General features: G+C 59.8%; 21 protein-coding genes. 14 read left to right on the forward strand and 7 right to left on the reverse strand.

Annotated elements, in window-relative coordinates; all coding sequences use genetic code 11:
- Positions 1–46: 46 nt before the first annotated feature.
- On the forward strand, positions 47–688 hold the full coding sequence (locus tag ACZ1HE_RS06070) for a TetR/AcrR family transcriptional regulator (RefSeq protein WP_472619977.1): 642 nt from the start codon (positions 47–49) through the stop codon (positions 686–688).
- Between the two features lie 11 nt (positions 689–699).
- Here ACZ1HE_RS06070 and ACZ1HE_RS06075 read toward each other — a convergent pair whose 3' ends face one another.
- Positions 700–1,317, reverse strand: coding sequence for a pyridoxamine 5'-phosphate oxidase family protein (locus ACZ1HE_RS06075; RefSeq protein ID WP_472619978.1), 618 nt, complete (start codon positions 1,315–1,317; stop codon positions 700–702).
- Positions 1,318–1,327: 10 nt separating this feature from the next.
- Positions 1,328–1,741, reverse strand: coding sequence for a nuclear transport factor 2 family protein (locus ACZ1HE_RS06080; RefSeq protein ID WP_472619979.1), 414 nt, complete (start codon positions 1,739–1,741; stop codon positions 1,328–1,330).
- Positions 1,742–2,101: 360 nt separating this feature from the next.
- Between ACZ1HE_RS06080 and ACZ1HE_RS06085 the strand changes: the two genes are divergently transcribed.
- On the forward strand, positions 2,102–2,677 hold the full coding sequence (locus tag ACZ1HE_RS06085; protein WP_472619980.1) for a TetR/AcrR family transcriptional regulator: 576 nt from the start codon (positions 2,102–2,104) through the stop codon (positions 2,675–2,677).
- Positions 2,678–2,698: 21 nt separating this feature from the next.
- Here ACZ1HE_RS06085 and ACZ1HE_RS06090 read toward each other — a convergent pair whose 3' ends face one another.
- Genes ACZ1HE_RS06090 through ACZ1HE_RS06100 form a run of 3 tightly spaced genes read right to left on the reverse strand, consistent with a single transcriptional unit; the run spans position 2,699 to position 6,063 of the window.
- On the reverse strand, positions 2,699–3,112 hold the full coding sequence (locus ACZ1HE_RS06090; protein WP_472619981.1) for a hypothetical protein: 414 nt from the start codon (positions 3,110–3,112) through the stop codon (positions 2,699–2,701).
- Positions 3,109–4,839, reverse strand: a complete 1,731-nt coding sequence (locus tag ACZ1HE_RS06095) for a 3-hydroxyacyl-CoA dehydrogenase NAD-binding domain-containing protein (RefSeq protein ID WP_472619982.1) — start codon at positions 4,837–4,839, stop codon at positions 3,109–3,111. Before ACZ1HE_RS06095 ends, ACZ1HE_RS06090 begins: the two co-directional genes overlap by 4 nt.
- A 15-nt stretch (positions 4,840–4,854) precedes the next feature.
- Positions 4,855–6,063: an acetyl-CoA C-acetyltransferase gene (locus ACZ1HE_RS06100; protein WP_472619983.1), complete on the reverse strand. Its 1,209-nt coding sequence runs from the start codon at positions 6,061–6,063 to the stop codon at positions 4,855–4,857.
- Between the two features lie 98 nt (positions 6,064–6,161).
- Here ACZ1HE_RS06100 and ACZ1HE_RS06105 point away from each other — a divergent pair, with 98 nt between their 5' ends.
- The 5 genes from ACZ1HE_RS06105 (at position 6,162) to ACZ1HE_RS06125 (ending at position 9,647) form a co-directional block, all read left to right on the forward strand.
- Entirely contained in the window at positions 6,162–7,163 is a 1,002-nt protein-coding gene (locus tag ACZ1HE_RS06105; RefSeq protein WP_472619984.1) for an AraC family transcriptional regulator, read from the forward strand.
- A 130-nt stretch (positions 7,164–7,293) separates the two neighbouring features.
- On the forward strand, positions 7,294–7,887 hold the full coding sequence (locus ACZ1HE_RS06110; RefSeq protein WP_472619985.1) for a YceI family protein: 594 nt from the start codon (positions 7,294–7,296) through the stop codon (positions 7,885–7,887).
- Between the two features lie 105 nt (positions 7,888–7,992).
- On the forward strand, positions 7,993–8,367 hold the full coding sequence (locus tag ACZ1HE_RS06115) for a c-type cytochrome (protein ID WP_472619986.1): 375 nt from the start codon (positions 7,993–7,995) through the stop codon (positions 8,365–8,367).
- Positions 8,368–8,383: 16 nt separating this feature from the next.
- Entirely contained in the window at positions 8,384–8,917 is a 534-nt protein-coding gene (locus ACZ1HE_RS06120) for an RNA polymerase sigma factor (RefSeq protein ID WP_472619987.1), read from the forward strand.
- Positions 8,907–9,647, forward strand: coding sequence for a hypothetical protein (locus ACZ1HE_RS06125; RefSeq protein WP_472619988.1), 741 nt, complete (start codon positions 8,907–8,909; stop codon positions 9,645–9,647). Before ACZ1HE_RS06120 ends, ACZ1HE_RS06125 begins: the two co-directional genes overlap by 11 nt.
- A 538-nt stretch (positions 9,648–10,185) precedes the next feature.
- Here the strand turns inward: ACZ1HE_RS06125 and ACZ1HE_RS06130 are convergent.
- Together ACZ1HE_RS06130 and ACZ1HE_RS06135 are read right to left on the reverse strand one after the other, a co-directional pair.
- Complete coding sequence (locus ACZ1HE_RS06130) at positions 10,186–11,343, reverse strand: acyl-CoA dehydrogenase family protein (RefSeq protein WP_472619989.1); 1,158 nt, start codon at positions 11,341–11,343, stop codon at positions 10,186–10,188.
- The gene (locus ACZ1HE_RS06135) at positions 11,340–11,981 is read right to left on the reverse strand and encodes a TetR/AcrR family transcriptional regulator (RefSeq protein ID WP_472619990.1); all 642 of its coding nucleotides are present in this window, start codon (positions 11,979–11,981) and stop codon (positions 11,340–11,342) included. The genes ACZ1HE_RS06130 and ACZ1HE_RS06135 overlap by 4 nt, the downstream gene beginning before the upstream one ends.
- A 115-nt stretch (positions 11,982–12,096) precedes the next feature.
- Here ACZ1HE_RS06135 and ACZ1HE_RS06140 point away from each other — a divergent pair, with 115 nt between their 5' ends.
- From ACZ1HE_RS06140 to ACZ1HE_RS06170, 7 genes are read left to right on the forward strand one after another with little or no spacing between them, the layout of a single operon-like run.
- Positions 12,097–13,878, forward strand: a complete 1,782-nt coding sequence (locus ACZ1HE_RS06140; RefSeq protein WP_472619991.1) for an acyclic terpene utilization AtuA family protein — start codon at positions 12,097–12,099, stop codon at positions 13,876–13,878.
- Entirely contained in the window at positions 13,878–15,497 is a 1,620-nt protein-coding gene (locus ACZ1HE_RS06145) for an acyl-CoA carboxylase subunit beta (RefSeq protein WP_472619992.1), read from the forward strand. Before ACZ1HE_RS06140 ends, ACZ1HE_RS06145 begins: the two co-directional genes overlap by 1 nt.
- Before the next feature lie 2 nt (positions 15,498–15,499).
- Positions 15,500–15,706 carry a hypothetical protein gene (locus tag ACZ1HE_RS06150; protein ID WP_472619993.1) on the forward strand — a complete coding sequence of 69 codons (207 nt, stop codon included), beginning with the start codon at positions 15,500–15,502 and terminating at the stop codon, positions 15,704–15,706.
- Positions 15,685–16,290: an enoyl-CoA hydratase/isomerase family protein gene (locus ACZ1HE_RS06155; protein ID WP_472619994.1), complete on the forward strand. Its 606-nt coding sequence runs from the start codon at positions 15,685–15,687 to the stop codon at positions 16,288–16,290. The genes ACZ1HE_RS06150 and ACZ1HE_RS06155 overlap by 22 nt, the downstream gene beginning before the upstream one ends.
- 3 nt (positions 16,291–16,293) lie before the next feature.
- On the forward strand, positions 16,294–18,270 hold the full coding sequence (locus tag ACZ1HE_RS06160) for an acetyl/propionyl/methylcrotonyl-CoA carboxylase subunit alpha (protein ID WP_472619995.1): 1,977 nt from the start codon (positions 16,294–16,296) through the stop codon (positions 18,268–18,270).
- On the forward strand, positions 18,271–19,023 hold the full coding sequence (locus ACZ1HE_RS06165) for a nitronate monooxygenase (protein WP_472619996.1): 753 nt from the start codon (positions 18,271–18,273) through the stop codon (positions 19,021–19,023).
- The gene (locus ACZ1HE_RS06170; RefSeq protein ID WP_472619997.1) at positions 19,020–19,400 is read left to right on the forward strand and encodes a nitronate monooxygenase family protein; all 381 of its coding nucleotides are present in this window, start codon (positions 19,020–19,022) and stop codon (positions 19,398–19,400) included. Before ACZ1HE_RS06165 ends, ACZ1HE_RS06170 begins: the two co-directional genes overlap by 4 nt.
- Positions 19,401–19,408 lie beyond the last annotated feature (8 nt).

Genomic DNA, 19,408 nt, shown 5'->3' on the forward strand with positions numbered 1-19,408 from the left:
GATCGTTCAAAATAAGGCAATATGTTTTTGCAAGCAGGAGATTTGCATGGAAAAACAACGCAAAAGGGCACCTTCGGCGCGGTCGTTACAGACCAAAGCGCGTATCTTTGATGCGGCAGAACAGGTGTTTGCAGCGCGGGGATTCGATGGTGCTTCGATCCGTGATATCGCAGGCGAGGCAGGCGTGCAGGTGGGGCTGGTTCATCACCATGGAGGTGGCAAGGAGGAGCTGTTTCACCAGATAGTTGCACGCCGCGCGGATGAGTTGTCGCGGATCAGGCTGGAGGCACTGGATGCTGCCCGGGCGCAGGGCAATCTGACACTGCGTTTGGTTCTGGATTGTTTCATCCGGCCCTATGTGACGCTGGCCCGGAAAGGTGGGCCGCAATGGATGGCCTATGGCCGCCTTGTCGCCCATGTCTCGGTCGATCCGCGTTGGCGGGCGATTGCGGCAGAATGTTTCGATCCCACAGCGGGCCAGTTCATTGACGAGATTGTGCGGCTCTATCCGCAAGCCGACCGGCAATCGATTGCCGCCGGTCAGGTCTATTCAGTGTCGGCCATGCTGGCGTTCCTGAACACGGGATGGCGGATCGAGGCTTTGAGCCCCGGCGCGGTAGAGGCACGGGTGGATCAGTTGATTGATTTCTGCGCGGCAGGGGTAGAGGTGATGGTGGAGACGAATTAGCCCCAACTCACTTACCTGTCTGCCAATTCCGCTTTCAACCGCTCATTCTCGGCCTTGAGTTGCGCGATTTCCAACCCCAACTGGTTCAGATGCGGGCGCAGTTCGGCCTCGGTGTAGCGCGGCATGATGTGGGCTGGGCAGTTCCAATCCAGCGCCTCGACCTTGATGATCACGGCGCGCTCGGGCTGGCTTTCGGAGCCTTCGATGAATAGGCTTGCAGCCGCCTGCTCGCCTTCGGTAAAGCTCACCCGACCCAGGACTTTCAGGCGGCGGCGGTTGGCATAGTCCATCAGGATCATCGCCACCCGGTCGTTGCCGTCGAGGTTCCCGCGCGAGATGTACTGGCGGTTGCCGCTCAGATCAGCGTACCCCAAAGTGCTCTCTCCCAACACCTTGAGGAAGCCAACCGGACCGCCGCGATGCTGAACATAAGGCCAGCCGGTTTCCGAGATTGTGGATTGATAAAAGCTGTCGCGCGCCTCGATGAATGCTTTTTCTGCCGGGCCGATCAGATGGCCGCTTTGCGGGCCTTGGGTCAGAAATTTTTCATAGGCTTTGGCAGACCCCAAGCGTTCTTGATGGGCCAAAACGGCGGGGGTGAACATCAACTTATTGAAGGCGCGGGGCATGGGGTGTCTCCTAAAGGCCGAGATCGCTCAGGCCGGGGTGGTCGTCGGGGCGGCGGCCAAGGGGCCAGTGAAAGAGGCGGTCTTTTTCGTCAATGGCAAGGTCGTTGATGGATGCATGCCGGTGCGCCATGCGCCCGTCGGTGGCAAATTCCCAGTTTTCGTTGCCATAAGACCGCGTCCAATTCCCATCAGCGTCGCGCCATTCATAAGCATAGCGTACCGCGATCCGGTTGCCGTCAAAGGCCCAAAGTTCCTTGATCAGGCGGTACCCCTGCTCTTTCTCCCATTTGCGGGTCAGAAAAGCGTGGATTTGCTCATGACCCGCGGGAAACTCGTTCCGGTTTCGCCATGTGCTGTCTTCGGTGTAGGCGGGCGTCACCACATCGGGGTTGCGGCTGTTCCAGCCGTCTTCGGCCAGACGCACCTTTTGGATTGCACTGTCGCGGTCAAATGGGGGCAGGGGGGACGTGTCATTGTGATGTCTTTCAGGTCAGCGTGGCCACCAACAAAACTACGGCCAGTAGCGCAGGGTTGAAGGGGGAAGCTTTGATTTCTTGGGGCAAGGCATCGGGGAACTCCTTCATTCGTGTGGGTGTACAGATCGGTAACTCCTGTGATTATATGTACAGATCGGTACACCTTATTGCAAGACAGATACGGTTTTGTGATCTGCCCCTTGGGTCAAACACACGAAAGGGTGTGAAACCTGTCACGACCGGGCCACATCGTTGCGCCATGGGGCGGCGTGACCTATGTACTGATCAGTTCATGCAAAGGACGAGCGATGCGCCCGAACAAGAAAGACGAGTTGGTCTCCAAGGCATTGGAGGTGTTTTACCGGGACGGGTTTCATGCCACGGGCATGGACAAGCTGGTGGTGGAAACCGGGGTCTCCAAGACTTCGATGTACAAACATTTCCGCACCAAGGACGACTTGATCCTGGCCGCACTTGAACTGCGCGACCGGAGTTTTCGCGAGTGGTTCCTGCACCGCGTGGCCGAGATGGCGGACACGCCCGAAGGGCAGTTGATCGCGGGCTTTGATGCGCTGGCCGAGTGGTTTGAAGAGGACAACTATCGCGGCTGCATGTTCATCAAGGCCTGTTCCGAGTTTCAGGAGGCAGATCACCCGATCCACCGGCAGGCCGCGCGACATAAGGAAATCTTGCTGGAGCATCTGACGGCGTTGGCCAAGGCGGCTGGCGCAAAAGACCCGGACTGTTTGGGCAGTCAGATGCTGTTGTTGAAAGAGGGGGCCATCGTGTCCTCGGTTTTGATCAACAGCGGCGCTCCTGCGCGCGATGCCAAGGCCGCAGCGCAGATTCTGTTGGATCAGGCCTTAAAGCACCAGGCCGCCTGAGCGACGGCCTGGCAAAGAGGTTTAGGCAAACAGCTTCTGCTCGGAAGCATGCTGTTTGAGGATCGCGGGCGGCGTGAAACGGTCGCCGTATTTCGCGGCCAGTTCTTCGCAGCGCGCGACAAACCGATCCAGGCCGTAGGTGTTCACGAACTGGATGTAGCCGCCGGTGTGAACCGGTGCGCCGATGCCCAGGATCGAGCCCACGTTGCCATCCGCAACCGAACGCAAGACACCCTCTTCCAGACAGCGCAGGGTTTCCAGCACCGCGCGGAACAGGATGCGGTCCTGAATGTCCTGATCCGGCAGGTCAGTGCCTTCTTTGCGCCATGCGGACAGACCGGGCCAGATCACCTTGCCCTCAGACGTATAGTCATAGAGCCCCTTACCGGTGGCGCGCCCATGGCGGTCGTGCTGGCTGACCAGCTCGTGGATCATCTTGCGCGCTTGGGGGTGGCTTCCTGCTCGGGGTCGAGCAGGCCCATTTCCACCTGAGTGCCGTAGATGTCGTTGGCCAGTTTCAGCTGTACCTCATCCAGCAGCGACAGCATCCCGGTGGGCATGCCGGTTAGGCGTGACAGGTTGTCGACGCGCACGGGGTCTTGGCCCTCGGCCACCAATTGCAGCGCCTCGAACATTTTGGTCGAGATGGTGCGCGAGGTGTAAAAGCCGGTCTTGTCGCCCACGATGATCGGGGTCTTCTTGATCTGGCGGGCAAAGTCAAAGGCGCGTGCCAGTGTCTCGTCCGAGGTCTTCTCTCCGGCTATGATTTCCAGCAGGGGCATTTTGTCGACGGGCGAGAAGAAGTGCAGGCCGACATAGTTCTCGGGCTTCTTCGACGCGGTGGCCAGACGGGTGATCGGCAGGGTTGAGGTGTTGGAGCCCCAGAAACCGCCGTCGGCTAGCAGGTCCTCATGCTCGGCCAGCACCGCGTTCTTAACGTCGATCTTTTCAAACACGGCTTCGATGATCAGGTCGCAGCCTTTCACATCGTCGGTTCTATCCGTCGGAGTGATCAACGAAAGCACCGCGTCGCGCTGCTCAGGCGTCATGCGGCCCTTGTCGACGCGCTTGTCCAGCAGCTTTTCGGTATAGGCCTTGCCGCGCTCAGCCGCTTCCATGCTCATATCCTTGAGCACGACCGGAATACCCGCCATGGCGGCCGAATAGGTGATGCCCTGACCCATCATGCCCGCCCCCAGAACGCCGAGACGTTCGACTTTGGAACGCGGGATGTCCTTGGGCCGCGAGGCACCGCCGTTGACTTTGTTCATGCCGAAAAACAGTGTCTCGATCATGTTCTTGGTCGGCGCGAGCGGTGTCAGAGAGGCAAAGCGGCGGCTTTCATAGCGCTGCGCGGTGTCGAAATCGACTTTACCTGCCGCTTCGGTCATGATGTCGAGGATGCGCACGGGTGCCGGCATCAGACCGCGGGTCTTTTTGAACAGCATCGCTGTGGCCCCCGCAATGCGCGGCGCGTTTTTGGGCGAGGTCGATGGGCCCCCGGGGATTTTGTAACCCTTGGTGTCCCAGGGCTGGGTCACGGCAGTGGCGTCGCCTTGCACCGACAGGATGTGCTCCTTGGCGCGGGTCAGCAGTTGGTCAGGGGCGACAACCTCGTGGATGAGACCTGCGTTGAGCGCCTTTTGCGGGTTGAGCTGACGCCCTTCCAGCAGGAAAGGCATCGCGCCCTCTAGTCCCAGCAGATAAGTCAGGCGCACAACGCCGCCGCCGCCGGGCAACAAGCCCAGAGTGACCTCGGGCAGGCCGATCTTGGTCTTGGGGTTTTCAGCGGCGATGCGGTGGTTGCAGGCGAGGCAAATCTCGTACCCGCCCCCCAGGGCCGCGCCGTTGATGGCGGCGACCATGGGAACGGGCAGCTTCTCCATCCGGCGCATGACGGCCTTGGTCGCTTCGACCTGTTCGAACAGATCACCGACCGTGTCGGGGGTGATGCCCTTGAGCATGTTCAGATCGCCACCGGCAAAGAAGGTCTCTTTGGCCGAGGTCCAGATCACACCTTTCAGGTCGTCTTCGGCTTCGATCTGGTCCATAGCACCCTTGAAAAGCGGCCAGAATTGATCGTTCATCGCGTTGACGGGGCCGTCCATGTCCATGGTGATGGTGACGATGCCGTCCGCGTCTTTGTCGTATGCAAATGCCATAGGTCTGGTCCTTCCTTACACGCGCTCGATCAGGGTCGAGATGCCCATGCCGCCACCGACACAGAGCGAGATCATGGCGCGTTTGGCGCCGCGGCGTTCCAGCTCGTCCAGCATGGTTGAAACCAGCATCCCGCCCGTGGCCCCCAGCGGGTGCCCCATGGCGATCGAGCCGCCGTTGACGTTAGTGATCTCGTGGTCGATGCCCAGATCTTTCATGTAGCGCATGGCGACGGAGGCAAAGGCCTCGTTGATTTCCCAGAGGTCGATGTCATCCACGGTCAGGCCAGCACGGTCGAGGCATTTTTGGGCGGCGGGGCCGGGGCCTGCCAGCATGATCACCGGATCGGTCGAGATGACGGTGGCCGAGACAATGCGCCCGCGTGGTTCAAGGCCGAGGTCCTTGCCTGCCTTCTCGGACCCGATCAGAACCGCGGCTGAGCCGTCGACGATGCCCGAGCTGTTGCCGGGGGTGTGGACGTGGTTGATGCGGCTGACTTGGGGATATTTCGACAGGGCCATATCGTCGAAGCCGTAGCTGCCCATACCGGCAAAGGATGGGTTCAGCGCGCCTAGCTTTTGCATGTCGGTGCCGGGTTTGATGAAGTCGTCGCGTTCCAGAATGGTCAGCCCGCCTTCGTCCCTGACCGGGACCACGGATTTGTCGAACCACCCACTGTCGCGCGCGTGCGCGGCGCGGCGTTGGCTTTCCATGGCGTAGGCGTCGACATCTTCGCGGCTATAGCCGTCGATGGTGGCGATCAGGTCGGCACCGATACCTTGGGGTACGCCAAGCTGGTCGTGGATGATGTCGGGATCCCCGAACATCGCCCCACCGTTTGACCCCATGGGCACGCGGCTCATGGATTCGATGCCACCGGCGACAACCAGATCCTCTTGATCCGATCCCACCTTGGCGGCGGCCATGTTCACGGCCTCCAGCCCAGACGCGCAGAACCGGTCGAGTTGGACCCCCGGCACAGCTTCGTCCCACTGTGCGGTCTGCACTGCGGCCTTTGCCACGCAAGACCCCTGATCGCCGATGGGCGTCACGCAGCCCAGGATCACATCACCCACTTGGCTGGTGTCCAGGTCGTGGCGGCTTTGCATTTCGCGCAAGAGGCCTGCGGCCAGTTGCACCGGTTTGACTTCGTGCAGGGTGCCGCTGGATTTACCGCGCGAGCGAGGGGTGCGCAGGGCGTCGTAGATATAGGCAGCAGTGGCCATCTGTGATCTCCTATCAGGGTTTGGAACGTAGCGTGACAGGGTCGATGCGATGCGACAATGATCTGGATGTGCAGAAAAATTGACATTATCTGACAGTCATGGCCAATCGCATCCCAGCCGCTTTTGCTTCGAACATGCTCGCCGGGGCCCGGCGTCGAGGGTTGGAGCCTGCCGCAATCTTGTCGCGCGCCGGGCTGGGCACCCAGGTGGCTCCGCTGACGCCGCCCGATTTCGTGCGTCTTGTGCGCACGGTGACCTTGTCTTTGGATGATGAATTGGGGGGATTGCAGGATCGCCCGCAGCGCATCGGTATAACGGCGATGATGGCAGCGCACCTGAGCCACGCGCCAACCCTTGGGGAAGCGTATGCACGCGCCATCGAGTTCATGGACCTTATGGACAACTCCTTTCGGTACGAGTTTCGTGAGGAAGGCGTGCATGCGGTGTTCGTGATGCGGCGCATTCCCGGTCGCTTGGTGCTGAACGAACTGGCGGTTGAGATGATCCTGGTGTTGGTCAACCGCATGCTCGCTTGGTTGGTAGGAAACAAGGGGGCGATCAATCGCGCCTGGTTCGACTATCCACCACCTGCCCATTTCACCGCCTATCGGATGATGTTTCTGCGCGCCCCGGTTCAATTCAACAAACCCAGCAGCGGATTGGCTCTACCTCGGAGCCTGATGAAGCTGCCGCTGATCCGCACCGAAGAACAGGCGGTTGCCTACGCACGCCGCACGCCATTGGATGCGTTCTTGCCATTGGCGGGCACTGCGGGGTTGGCGCTGGAGGTTTCGGTCACGGTGGACGGCATTTTGGCAACCGAGAGACGGCTTGCCGATATGGAAGAGGTGTCGCGCAGGTTGGGTCTGCCCAGTCACACGTTGAGGCGCAGGCTTAAACGCGAAGGGGTGGACTATTCCGATATTCGAAAGCAGGTGCGCCGCGACATGGCAGTCCGGTTGTTGGCAACGTCTGATTTATCTGTCGAAGAGATTGCCAATCAAACTGGCTTTAGCGAAGCCAGTGCTCTCATTCGGGCGTTCAGGTCTTGGACTGGGGTGACGCCAAGGGCCTATCGCGCCTCTGATACTTTGGAATAGTTTGTAATTTTTTCAGTTAGTTAAAAGGGAACCTGCAGATTATTTCACTTTCTTCCGAATAAATACCCGGGCTCGGGCGTTTTCATATCAGAGCGCCAATTGCGCGAGATATAACCGGAGGAAACATCCCGTGAACCACCTGACCCGCCTCGCCACTGCGGCGATTTTGACAACCAGCCTTACCACCATTGCCCACGCAGGCGGACACGCGAATTGGACCTCGGTTGCGGACCAGTCGAGCGTCGCTTTTGGGTCGATCAAGAAGGACACTGTTGGTGAAGTACATCATTTCGATGATGTCAGCGGAACGGTCAGCGAAACAGGCGAATTGGCGGTTTCCATCAACCTTGGTTCCGTCGAAACCTACATCGAAGTTCGCAATGAGCGCATGATCGAGCATGTGTTCAAAGCAGCCGACGCCAAGGCCACACTGGCAGGCGAAGTCGACATGGAAGAGTTCGACGTACTGGCCATCGGCGAAACGACCCTGACCGATTTTGAGGGCGTTTTATCGCTGGCTGGTCTGGAGGCAGACATCGAGGCCGAGCTGCTGGTGGCCCGCCTGAGCGAAGATCGCGTTTTGGTGACAACGGCCAACATGATCATGTTGTCGACCGCTGATCTGGGCATTGATGCGGGCATCGACACCTTGATGAAACTGGCCAAATTGCCGGGGATCACGCGAGTCACACCGGTGACCGTGCGCATGATTTTCGAGAAATAGTCTTACAGTTGAGTAACGAGTGTTTGTTTTGTGTGCGAGCGGTGACACGCGGTAAGCGTGTCACCGCCCCGCACTCTAGAAAATAAGCCAGATAAGGGGCACGGCATGAAACGGATGATCATTAGGGCGACGCTGGTTTTGGGCGCTTTGAGCACAACAGCCTGGGCCGAGGGCGATGCCAAGGCTGGCAAGAAAGTGTTCAAGAAGTGCAAGGCCTGTCACACGGTCAAGGAAGGAAAGAACAAGGTTGGTCCAACACTCTATCGCATTGTCGACGCGCCAGCGGGGCAGGTCGAAGGGTTCAAATACTCGGACGCGCTACTGGAAGCGGGGCTCACCTGGGATGCCGAGACGCTCAAGGCGTTTCTGACCAAGCCCAAAGAGCTGGTGCCGGACAACAAGATGTCCTTTGCGGGGCTGAAAAAGGAACAGCAGATCGACGATCTGATCGCTTACCTGGTGGCGGAAAGCGAAGAGTAACGAGACGGGATGAGGAATGAAGTTTTGGCGGCGTCAGACATCGCATGAAGTAGTGCGAGATGGAGTTGCGGACGTATTTCCTCGACTCTGGCGATATGGTCTGGCCTTGACGTGCAAACCTGACACGGCCGACGATCTGGCACAAGCCACCTGTTTGCGGGCCATCGAGCAAGCTGAGGGGTTCGAGATCGGCACCGATCTGGCCAAGTGGATGTTTCGCATTGCCCATAACTTATGGATCAGCGAGCTGCGCAAGACAGCCGTGCGTACAGGTGGCGGGCTGGTCGCAATCGAGGATGCCGATCTTCGTGACCTGAAACCCGGGCCGGAAACCGCGGTTCTCAACCGCGAGGTCATGGTAGCCATCCTGCGCCTGCCCGAGGCGCAACGTGCCACAGTGGTCCTGGTTTATGTCGAGGGTTATGCTTACCGAGAGGCGGCCGAGATACTGGATATCCCCATCGGCACCGTCATGAGCCGTCTGGCCAGTGCAAGGGCCACGATCAGCCAGATGTTCGAACACGTAAAAGGCACGCGCCATGGCAGATAGAACCTTCACCAACGAAGAGCTGGTCGCTTATCTGGACGGCGAGGAGGAGCACGCGCCTATGGCCGCGATCGAGTCGGCCTTGAAAGAGGATGCGTTACTGCGACAGCGGCTTACTGCGTTGGACATCGACAAACAGGCCCTTTCGGATGGGTTCGCGGCTTTGTTGGGGCAGGATCGGCCCGCGCCTGTTCTGCCGGAACCAGCGGCGCCACGCGGTCATAGTTTCGCGTCCCTCGCGTTGGTGGCAAGCCTTGCCTTGGCGATCGGGCTTGGTTCCGGGGTCTATCTGAACCGCGCCTCGCAGCCCGGCTGGTTGGAGTATGTGGCGGCCTATCAGGCGCTCTATTCCACCGAGACCCTGTCGCACATCGAGCAGAGCGAAGCTGAACAGCAGGTCGAATTGGACCGGGTGGCCGTGGCTATCGGTAAGATGCTGACACCAGCGGAACTCGATATGTTGCCGGGCGCGGAGTACAAACGCGCCCAGGTTCTCAGCTTTAATGGAAACCCGCTGATTCAGCTGACGTTTCTGACCGATGCTGGCGATCCACTGGCCTTGTGCATAATCCGCTCCAACAAAGAGCGTGGGCGGCAGCCTGCGCTGTCGCAGATGGAAGGGATGAGCGCCGCCGTTTGGGGGCACGATGGCTATGAGTATCTGCTCATAGGCGGCCAAGACGATATGCAGATCGAACGATTTGCCGATGCGTTTTCAGCAGCCGAAATTTAGAGAGACCGACCCGCACCTGCACCCTGTTGGCGATAAACGATACACCCATTGCGTCATTGACCGATCCAAATCCGGCTGGCCCACAAATTGAAAGTGGCGGTGTCGAAAACCCAGCCTCCATTGCGGTCGTTCTTTTCCGATGAACGAACTAGCCTCAACGGGACTTTGCTGCCGCTTGTTCCCTAGGGGCGAACGACTGGTTTCGTTTGCCGCACTCAAATTTTCAATTGAAGGGTTTGTTACAGGTCCAGTCGAAGGTGTCGGCGTCCCGTTCCCGCACCGCCTGTTTCCAGCCGCCTTGCTTCACGCGGGCTTTGATGTTCATGAAACGCGTGTTGGCAAATAGCCGATTTACGCGGTATCGCCCATGACTTTCAGGTCCGCACATTCCTGCGAAAGTTGACGTTGTGATCAATTTTCGCATCGCTGTGATAGGCTTCGGCTGAAACCCGATGGGCAGATCCGCCATTCAAGCATGACGCAGCATCGGGCAAAGTGAGCGCGCTTTGACCCTGCCGTTAAGCGCGACAGAAATCGATCACTGCCCGGCCAGTCCCATCTGTCGCACCGCCAGATCGCGCATGATCTCTTCGGAGCCTCCGCCGATGGCCATGACCTTGATCTCGCGCCAGACGCGCTCGACCGGGTTGCCGGTCATGTAACTGGCGCCGCCAAAGACCTGCATCGCCTCCGAGGCTACGAACTCCAGCGACTTGGTCGCCTGCACTTTGGCTTTGGCCAGTTCTGCCACAGGCATCAGCCCCTGATTGATGGCCCAGCAGATGCGTTCGATATAAGCCTCGTTCAGGTCGATCTTGGCAGACATTTCGGCGAACTTATGGGCGATGACCTGATGCTCGATCAGACGTTGTCCGAATGTCTTGCGCTCGCGAGCCCAGTCCAGCGCGCTTTCATAACAGATCTTCATCATGCCCAGAGAGCCTGAGGCCAGCGACAGCCTTTCAAAGTTGAAGTTGTTCATGATCGCGATGAACCCCTTGTTTTCCGGTCCCAACATCGCGCTTTCGGGCAATTCGCAATCATCCATGTGCAGTGTCGCCTGTTGCGAGCAATGCCACCCCATCTTGCCGCCCAATGGCGTGCGACTGAAGCCGGGCGCGTCGTGGGGCACCAGAAACAGCGATATCCCCGCCAATCCCGGCCCGCCGGTACGAGCGCCGATGACGAACCATTCGGCGTCCATACCACCGGTGATGTATGTCTTTTCGCCGTTCAAGATCCACTTGTCGCCTTTGCGCTCGGCCTTGGTCGTCAGACTAGCCACATCCGACCCGCCCCCTGGTTCGGTGATCCCGAGCGACGACATCATCCGCCCGCTCAGGATTTCTGGCAGCAGCTTTTTCTTGACGTCTTCGGACGCGAATTTGGCGATCGGAGCGATTGAGATCAGGCGTCCACCCACAGCGGCAGCGACACCCGAGGCGCCGCAACCAAAGAGCAGCTCGTTGAAGTCATGGCGCATAAAGGCATCGTCGAACCCCAGCCCGCCGTAAGCCTCGTCAATGCCGAACCCATAGACGCCAAAGTCGCCAATGGCTGTGTGCAAATCGGCTGGAACCGCGCGATCAGCTTCCCACTTTTCGATGTTGGGTTTGATCTCGGTATCGACAAAGCGGGCGAAGTCCCGTCTCAGGGTCTCGCGCTCCGGGGTCATGAAGGGGGAAGGCAATGTCATGTGTCGATCTCCTGATCGGGGGTGGGGCGAATGGAAAGCTGGGTTTCCATCATGCGGGCAAAGCGGTCCATCATCCGGGTGAGGTATTCGGGTGATGAGACGAATTTTTCGTGCAGCAGCAGCCCGCGCAGAAAGTTCCGCGCGATGCTCCACAGCAGTTCCGTGTCGTCGCGATCACCGCTCGCACTGGTGTAGGATTGCGCGATCAGCGCGAGGTTTGATTGGTCCCAATCCAGCAAGCTGTCTTCGAGCAGTTGATAAAGCTCGGCATCGGTGCGGCAGGCCACGAGGATCTCGACAATCGCGCGGCCTCCGGATGAATTCACGATCCGGGTCCAGGATGTCATAATCAGGTCGTAGACTGGCAGCACACCGACGCTTGCCGCTGGACGTTCCACAGGCCCCTGCGCGTTGCTGAGCAGTTGCATCGCCGTGGCGGCCACCAGTGCCTGTTTGGTGGGAAAGTGATGCGTGATTGCCCCACGTGATACATTGGCCTTGGCCTGTATCTTGGCAAACGTGGTCTCGGCATAGCCAAGCCGGTCCAGGCAATCGATGGCCGCACGGCAAATCTTGGTCCGCATGGCTTGCGAGCGCTTGTCTTGCAGCGAAGGTTTGTTCGTTGGTGTCTCAGTCATGTTCCGTGGCGTCGGTTTGTCAGATCACCGTTGACCGGTGGGGTTGAGCAGGACCATAAAAACAGAACAGGTGGTCTGTAAACTGAGTTTCGCCGTCTGAAGGGAGGGACGTAACGTGACAAAGCCACTGAAAATTGGTGGAGCCAGCGGGTTCTGGGGAGAAGCCCAGCACGCGACGGCGCAGCTTTTGCGCGTGCCCGATCTGGATGTACTCGTCTACGATTATCTGGCCGAGGTAACTATGTCGATCATGGCCCGCGCCCGGATGAAGGACGCGGATAAGGGCTATGCAGACGACTTTGTGACGGATGCGATGGGGCGAAACCTGTCGGCGATCGCCGAGAAAGGCGTCAAAGTCCTGTCCAACGCGGGCGGGGTGAACCCAGTGGCCTGTGCCGAGGCGTTGCGGGCCAAGATCGCTGATGCGGGGTTGCCCCTGCGCGTGGCTGTGGTCGAAGGCGACGACTTGTTGCCGCGCGCCGCCGCATTTGCAGATGAGGTTGAGATGTTTTCCGGCGCGCCGATGCCGCCGATAGACAAGATCGCCTCGATGAATGCCTATATCGGCGCAGCTCCGATCGTGGCTGCGCTGGAGGCTGGCGCGGATATCGTCATCACGGGGCGTTGCGTCGACAGTGCACTGACGTTGGCCGCGTGTATGCATCATTTTGGCTGGCAGACGGATGATCACGATCTACTGGCGGCGGGCTCGCTTGCGGGGCATCTTTTGGAATGCGGGCCGCAGGTGACGGGCGGCAACTTTACCGATTGGGAGCTGTCCGGCGATATCGCCAAGATCGGCTATCCTGTGGCCGAAGTTGATGCCGATGGTTCGATGATCCTGACCAAGCCCGAGGGTACTACAGGTTGCGTCACGCCTGCCACTTGCGCCGAGCAGATGCTGTATGAAATCGGCGACCCAAGCGCCTATCTGCTGCCGGATGTGGCTTGTGACTTTACTGAAGTGGCAATGGAGCAGGAAGGGCCGGACCGAGTTCGCGTCACCGACACCAAAGGGCGGGCACCCACCGGGCAGCTCAAGGTATCTGCCACCTGGGCGGATGGGTTTCGCGCTGGGTTGACGTTTCTTGTCAACGGTCGTGACGCGCACGCCAAGGCGCAGGCCTTTGCCCAAGCTGGGCTGGACCGTGCCCGTGACGTGCTGAATAAAATGAAGGCGCCCGACTACCGTGAGGTCTGTTTTGAGGCATTCGGTGGCAAGCCGGGTGAGGGCGACTATGAAGAGATTTCGTTCAAGGCTGCGGTGCATCACGATGATGCGCGCGCCGTTAGGTTGTTTTTGAAAGAGCTGACCGGGGCAGCTTTGGCCACACCTCCGGGTTTACACATCTTCACCGCAGGCGGCCGACCGAGACCGTCGCCAGTGGTTGCGTTGTTCTCGTTTCTGGTTCCCGCAGCCGACCTGACTTATCGTGTTTCGTTGGATGGGGAAGAGGTCGCATTCGAGACGCCCAATCTTCCGCTATCCACACTGACCGGTTCAGCACCCGGCGTGCCGCAAGCACCCGACACCAGCGCCGACATGACCTTACGCAGCCTGGAAGATCTCGCCTGGGCACGGTCTGGCGATAAGGGCAACAAGGCCAACATCGGCGTCATTGCACGGCATCCCGCCTATCTGCCCTACATCTGGGCAGCGCTTAGCGAGGATGTGATAGCGGCACGTTTTGCGGACTACTTGCAAGGCGGCATCGACCGTTACCATCTGCCGGGCACCCATTCGATGAATATTCTGCTGCATGATGCGCTGGGCGGGGGCGGTGTCACCTCGCTGCGCAACGATGCCCAGGGCAAGAGTTATGCCCAAATCCTGCTCGCCACGCCGGTGCAAATCCCGGCAGGGCTGATCGTCAATTCAAGTGAGGGAGGCCTCTGATGGGGTTCGTCAGTCAGGTCGTTCGCGACTCAGAAACCTACGCCAAGAACCGTGCTGACATGATGGCGCTGATCGATGAGATGCGCGCGCTCGAAGCAAGGCCTGTGGCCTTGTCAGAACAGCGACGCGAACGCATGGAGGCGCGCGGACAGATCACCCCGCGTGACCGTCTGGCGCATCTGCTTGATCCGGGCATGCCGTTCCTGCAAATCCACGGTTTGGCGGGCTACTGTGTGGACAACAAAAACCCCGAGAAATCTGTGCCGGGCGCGTCGCTGATCGTAGGTATCGGCTTTATCTCGGGCGTGCGCTGCATGATAATTGTCGATGACGCCGGGATCAAAGCGGGGTCGATGGTCGAAATGTCGGGTGCCGCCTTCCTGAGCGCGCAGGACATGGCGCTCAAACAGAACCTGCCGTTTGTGCATCTGGTGGAAAGCGCCGGGGCCAACCTGATGGAATACAAGGTCGAGTTCTGGGCCAACGGCGGCAAGCTGTTCCGCAATCTGGCGCGCCACTCGGCCGCTGGCCTGCCGAACGTTGCGGTTTTGCATGGGCCATCCACGGCGGGTGGGGCTTATATGCCAGGGCTGGCCGATTATGTGGTTGGGGTGAAGAAGAACGGCATGGCGGCTTTGGCCGGGGCGGCTCTCACTCACGCGGCGACCGGCGAGAAAGCCAACGACCGTGATTTGGGTGGATCAGAAATGCACGCAACCAAATCCGGCCTGGTGGAATATCTGGCCGAGGATGACGCCCACGGTGTGGCCATGGCCCGTGATGTGATGGCGCGGCTGGATTGGAACAAGTCACTGCCCGAGCGACGCGCCAAAGAGGTGCCGCCGCCCAAATACGACGCCGACGAGATCGCGGGCGTGGTGCCAACGGACTATCGCATCCCATATGACGTGCGCGAGGTTGTGGCGCGGATCGTGGACGGGTCGGAGTTTGAGGATTTCAAACCCGGTTACGGCGCGGCTACAGTCTGTTTGCAGGCGGCGATTAACGGTATTTCCGTGGGCATCCTTGGCAATAACGGCCCCTTGGACCCCGACGGGGCCAATAAGGCCAGCCAGTTCATCCAGCTCTGTGTGCAAAGCGACACGCCACTGGTTTTCCTCAATAATATCACCGGGTTCATGGTTGGCACCCAGTCTGAACAGGGCGGCATGATCAAGCATGGCGCCAAGATGATCCAGGCCGTCACCTCGGTCGATGTGCCCAAGATCACGCTTTATATCGGGGCGAGCTTTGGGGCCGGGAATTATGGCATGTGTGGCTATGCCTATGACCCCGACTTCCTCTTTGCCTGGCCCAACGCAGCCACCGGTGTGATGGGCGGTGAACAGGCGGCCGGCACGATGGAAATGGTCGCGCGGGCCGGGATGAAGCGTAAGGGCATCGAGCCGGACGAAGACAAGCTCAAGATGCAGACGGCGATGATCACTCAACATTTCACCAGCCAGGAAGGGGCTTTCTATACCTCGGGCCGCTGTATCGACCACGGCGTGATTGACCCGCGCGATACGCGTCGGGTCTTGGGGTTCTGCCTGGAAACTTGCCTTGAGGGTCGTGCGCGCAAGGTCAAACCGACCTCTTACGGCGTGCACAGGTTCTGATCATGCTGCCAACATCACAACATCTGGATTTGGAACTGGACGGCGCCTGGCTGACCGTCTGGTTCAACGAGCCCGAAAAGCGCAACCCGCTGACGAACGACCGGGTTGAGGCGTTGATTGATCTTTGTTCCGCGCTGCAATCGGCCCCTGTCCGAGGCGTCACCTTCCGAGGGCGTGGCGGCATCTTTTGCGCCGCAGCGGCGATCTGAAATCCTTCAAGACGGTGTTTCATGGCGGCGCTTCGAAAGAAGACGTCGTGGCGCTCAGCCTGCGCGCGGCTGACTTGTTCGATTCAATAGCAGCCTTGCCGCAATTCACCGTGATGGCGGTAGAGGGCGCGGTGATGGCCGGTGGTTTTGGTCTGGCCTGCATCGGCGACATGGTGATCGCGTCCGAAGACACAAAATTCAGCCTTTCTGAAACCCGCATCGGCCTGACACCTGCTCAGATCGCACCTTTCGTGGTTGCACGCTTGGGAATGCCCAATGCGCGTCGGATGATGATGACGGGCGCGATGTTGGACACCGATGCGGCGCGGGCAGTTGGCCTGGTGGATCTGGTCACGACTGACATGGACGAAGCACTTGCTGCTCAACAGAAAAAGGTGATGGCCGCCGCGCCACAGGCGCTGGCGACGATCAAACGGCAACTGGCGGCGCTGGCATTTCAAACTCGCGATGAACAACGCCAGATGGCGGCTGAAACATTTGCCGAGGCGATGCTTTCGGATGAGGCACGCGAGGGCATTTCCGCATTCTTCGACAAACGCAAACCCAAATGGGCAGAGGGATAATTCATGGCTTTTGACACACTCCTTGTGGCGAACCGGGGTGAGATTGCCGCCCGCGTGATCCGCTCGGCACAATCCCTGGGTCTGCGCGCGGTGGCGGTTTACACCACGGCTGACGCCAAATCCCCCCACGTGACGCTTGCGGATGACGCCGTCTGGATCGGCGAAGGGCCGGTGGGTGACAGCTATTTGGTCGGAGACAAGATACTGGATGCGGCACGGCAGACAGGGGCCGGTGCCATCCACCCCGGCTATGGCTTCCTGTCCGAGAATTCCAATTTTGCGCAGGCCGTCGAGGCCGCCGGATTGACGTTCATTGGACCAGAACCAAGGGCCATCGAGTCCATGGGCAACAAGGCCGAGGCCAAGCGCCTGATGATCGCGGCCGGGGTACCCTGTGTTCCGGGCTACGAGGGTGAGGATCAGTCGGACGCCATCCTGATCGAGGCGGCAGACAAGATCGGTTTCCCGATCATGGTTAAGGCCGCCGCGGGTGGCGGTGGGCGCGGCATGCGGCTGGTGCACGACAGTGTGGATCTGGCCGAGGCGATTACGCTGGCCCGTTCCGAGGCGGAAAACGCTTTTGGCTCGGGTGAGTTGATCCTGGAAAAGGCCATCATCGAACCTCGGCATGTGGAAATTCAGGTTTTTGCCGACACCCTTGGCAACGTGATCCATCTGGGTGAGCGTGATTGCTCGGTTCAGCGTCGTCACCAGAAAGTGGTGGAAGAAGCCCCATGCCCGGTGATGACGCCCGAGTTGCGGGCCCGCATGGGGGCGGCTGCCGTGGATGCGGCACGGGCGGTGAACTATCGCGGGGCTGGGACGGTGGAGTTTCTGCTCGATGGCTCGGGGGCGTTCTATTTCCTTGAGATGAATACTCGTCTGCAGGTGGAACACCCCGTGACGGAACTGGTGACAGGGCTTGATCTGGTGGCAATGCAGATCGCCGTGGCACAGGGTGAGGCTCTGCCTCTGACGCAGGAGGATGTGACCCTAAAAGGTCACGCCATCGAGGTGCGGCTCTATGCCGAAGACCCTGCCAACGACTACCTGCCTGCGACCGGCCCGATCGACCTCTGGCAGCCTGCGAGCGGCCCCGGCGTGCGTGTTGATGCCGGTGTTGTCACAGGACAAGAGATCTCGCCTTTCTATGACCCGATGCTGGCCAAGCTGATCGCCTATGGTCCAACACGCGAGACAGCGCGGGCGCGCCTGATCAAGTTAGTGAAGAATTCTGTCCTGTTGGGCACCGTCACCAACTCGGCCTTTTTGGCGGACGTCTTGGGGCAAGAGGTGTTTGCCAAGGGAGAGGCGACAACGGCCTTTTTGGATCAAGCCTATCCCGAGGGCTTCCCGGCAACCGAAGCGAAGCCCGTCAATGTAGCGCTGGCCCTGGGCCTGTTGCTGGATGCCGACCAGAAGCGAACCAAGCAGGCGTCGGGCTATGTTTCGGACGACCAAATGGGCTGGTCCAGCGCGGCGCTGTTACCGCTGCATGTGAACCTAATGTTCGGAGACGAAGAGCTGACGCCGCGCGCCTTGGCCAATCCGGGTGGCTGGACGGTTTGGGTTGGCGAAGAGCAGTTCGACGTGTCTTTCAGCAGTCGCGCCAACGGACACGTTCGCGCGCGGATCAATGACCAGACCGTCGATGTGGTGGCCCATGTCACCCGCGACACCGTGCAGATTGCAGTTGGTGCTGACCGCCTGAGTTTCCGCCGTTCGCGCCCCGGTGCGCAGGATGACACCTCTGCTGCCGGAGGCCGTGTAGCGGCTCCGATGCCGGGGCTGGTGGTCGAAGTGCAGGCCAAACTTGGGATGGCTGTCACCAAAGGCGACCGCCTTGCGGTTCTGGAAGCCATGAAGATGCAACATCAGATCGCTGCAGCCGTCGACGGCACGGTGTCGGCGGTTCACGTCAAGGTGGGGCAACAGCTGACCGCAGGCGACGTAATGATCGAGATCGAGGAGAATGAGTAAATGAATTCCGACCTGTGCCGCCAGCTTGGCATCGAATTTCCCCTTTTTGCCTTCAGCCATTGCCGCGACGTAGTGGCGGCCGTCAGCCGCGCCGGGGGCATGGGCGTCTTTGGTGCCGTCATGTACACGCCCGAGCAATTGCGGACCGAACTGGAATGGATCGACGCGCATTGTGATGGCAAGCCTTATGGCGTCGACCTGATTGTTCCGACCTCGATCCAGAAGCAGGGCGCTGAGCCATCGGACGCGGACCTGCTGGGCGCCGTGCCTGCGGAGCATGTGGAGTTCGCCAATCAGGTGCTGAGCCAATACGGGGTTGTAGCAGACGATCTGGACGGCGCACGCAAGGAATTGCTGCATTTTTCGCACAATATGAATAGTGCAGGCGCGCAGGAAATGCTGGATGTGGCGTTTTCCTTTCCGATCAAGCTGATCGCCAACGCGTTAGGAACGCCTCCGCAGGTCATGATAGACCGCGCTCGCGAGGCGGGTGTGCCTGTTGCCGCTCTGGTGGGGGCCAAAAAACATGCCGAGCTACAGGTGGCAGCGGGCGTGGATATCCTTGTGGCTGCAGGCGGCGAAGCGGGCGGCCATTGTGGAGAGATTTCGACCATGGTTCTGGTGCCCGAGGTTGTATCCGTGGCTCAGGGCACGCCGGTTCTGGCCGCCGGCGGCATCGTTACGGGCGCGCAAATGGCGGCTGCCATGGCGATGGGGGCCGCTGCGGCGCCTGGTGTGGGTCGGTTTGGTTGACAACGGCTGAAGGCGAACCCCCACAGCAGATCAAGGACAAGATGCTGGCCGCGACCTCGTCCGACACGGTGCGGTCCCGTTCGCGCACTGGCAAAGGATCACGTCAGTTGAAATCCGCCTGGACCGACGCGTGGGAGGCAACGGGACCAACGCCGCTGCCGATGCCGCTCCAGACGCTGGTGTCTGAACCTGCTTTGCGCAAGGTCGAGAAACTGGCCCAGTCAGGGCATGAAGGGGCGGCTGAGCTGTCGACCTATTGGGTCGGTCAGGGGGTTGGGCTGATGAATCAGGCAACCTCGACAGCGGCCGTGGTGCAGGATTTCAAAGAGGATTACTTGACGGCGGTAGAACGCTTGATGGCGACATTGGCGGAATAGGGGGAAGA

Source organism: Falsiruegeria sp. JB4-1 (assembly GCF_055693495.1).

What these genes read in the sequence shown, in the direction of transcription:
- ACZ1HE_RS06100 (WP_472619983.1), bottom strand. Translation starts at nt 6,063, where the DNA reads ATGGCCACTGCTGCCTATATCTACGACGCCCTGCGCACCCCTCGCTCG.
- ACZ1HE_RS06105 (WP_472619984.1), top strand. Translation starts at nt 6,162, where the DNA reads ATGGCCAATCGCATCCCAGCCGCTTTTGCTTCGAACATGCTCGCCGGG.
- ACZ1HE_RS06145 (WP_472619992.1), top strand. Translation starts at nt 13,878, where the DNA reads ATGGGGTTCGTCAGTCAGGTCGTTCGCGACTCAGAAACCTACGCCAAG.
- ACZ1HE_RS06075 (WP_472619978.1), bottom strand. Translation starts at nt 1,317, where the DNA reads ATGCCCCGCGCCTTCAATAAGTTGATGTTCACCCCCGCCGTTTTGGCC.
- ACZ1HE_RS06120 (WP_472619987.1), top strand. Translation starts at nt 8,384, where the DNA reads ATGAAGTTTTGGCGGCGTCAGACATCGCATGAAGTAGTGCGAGATGGA.
- ACZ1HE_RS06070 (WP_472619977.1), top strand. Translation starts at nt 47, where the DNA reads ATGGAAAAACAACGCAAAAGGGCACCTTCGGCGCGGTCGTTACAGACC.
- ACZ1HE_RS06165 (WP_472619996.1), top strand. Translation starts at nt 18,271, where the DNA reads ATGAATTCCGACCTGTGCCGCCAGCTTGGCATCGAATTTCCCCTTTTT.
- ACZ1HE_RS06090 (WP_472619981.1), bottom strand. Translation starts at nt 3,112, where the DNA reads ATGATCCACGAGCTGGTCAGCCAGCACGACCGCCATGGGCGCGCCACC.
- ACZ1HE_RS06125 (WP_472619988.1), top strand. Translation starts at nt 8,907, where the DNA reads ATGGCAGATAGAACCTTCACCAACGAAGAGCTGGTCGCTTATCTGGAC.
- ACZ1HE_RS06160 (WP_472619995.1), top strand. Translation starts at nt 16,294, where the DNA reads ATGGCTTTTGACACACTCCTTGTGGCGAACCGGGGTGAGATTGCCGCC.
- ACZ1HE_RS06115 (WP_472619986.1), top strand. Translation starts at nt 7,993, where the DNA reads ATGAAACGGATGATCATTAGGGCGACGCTGGTTTTGGGCGCTTTGAGC.
- ACZ1HE_RS06085 (WP_472619980.1), top strand. Translation starts at nt 2,102, where the DNA reads ATGCGCCCGAACAAGAAAGACGAGTTGGTCTCCAAGGCATTGGAGGTG.
- ACZ1HE_RS06135 (WP_472619990.1), bottom strand. Translation starts at nt 11,981, where the DNA reads ATGACTGAGACACCAACGAACAAACCTTCGCTGCAAGACAAGCGCTCG.
- ACZ1HE_RS06130 (WP_472619989.1), bottom strand. Translation starts at nt 11,343, where the DNA reads ATGACATTGCCTTCCCCCTTCATGACCCCGGAGCGCGAGACCCTGAGA.
- ACZ1HE_RS06095 (WP_472619982.1), bottom strand. Translation starts at nt 4,839, where the DNA reads ATGGCATTTGCATACGACAAAGACGCGGACGGCATCGTCACCATCACC.
- ACZ1HE_RS06150 (WP_472619993.1), top strand. Translation starts at nt 15,500, where the DNA reads ATGCTGCCAACATCACAACATCTGGATTTGGAACTGGACGGCGCCTGG.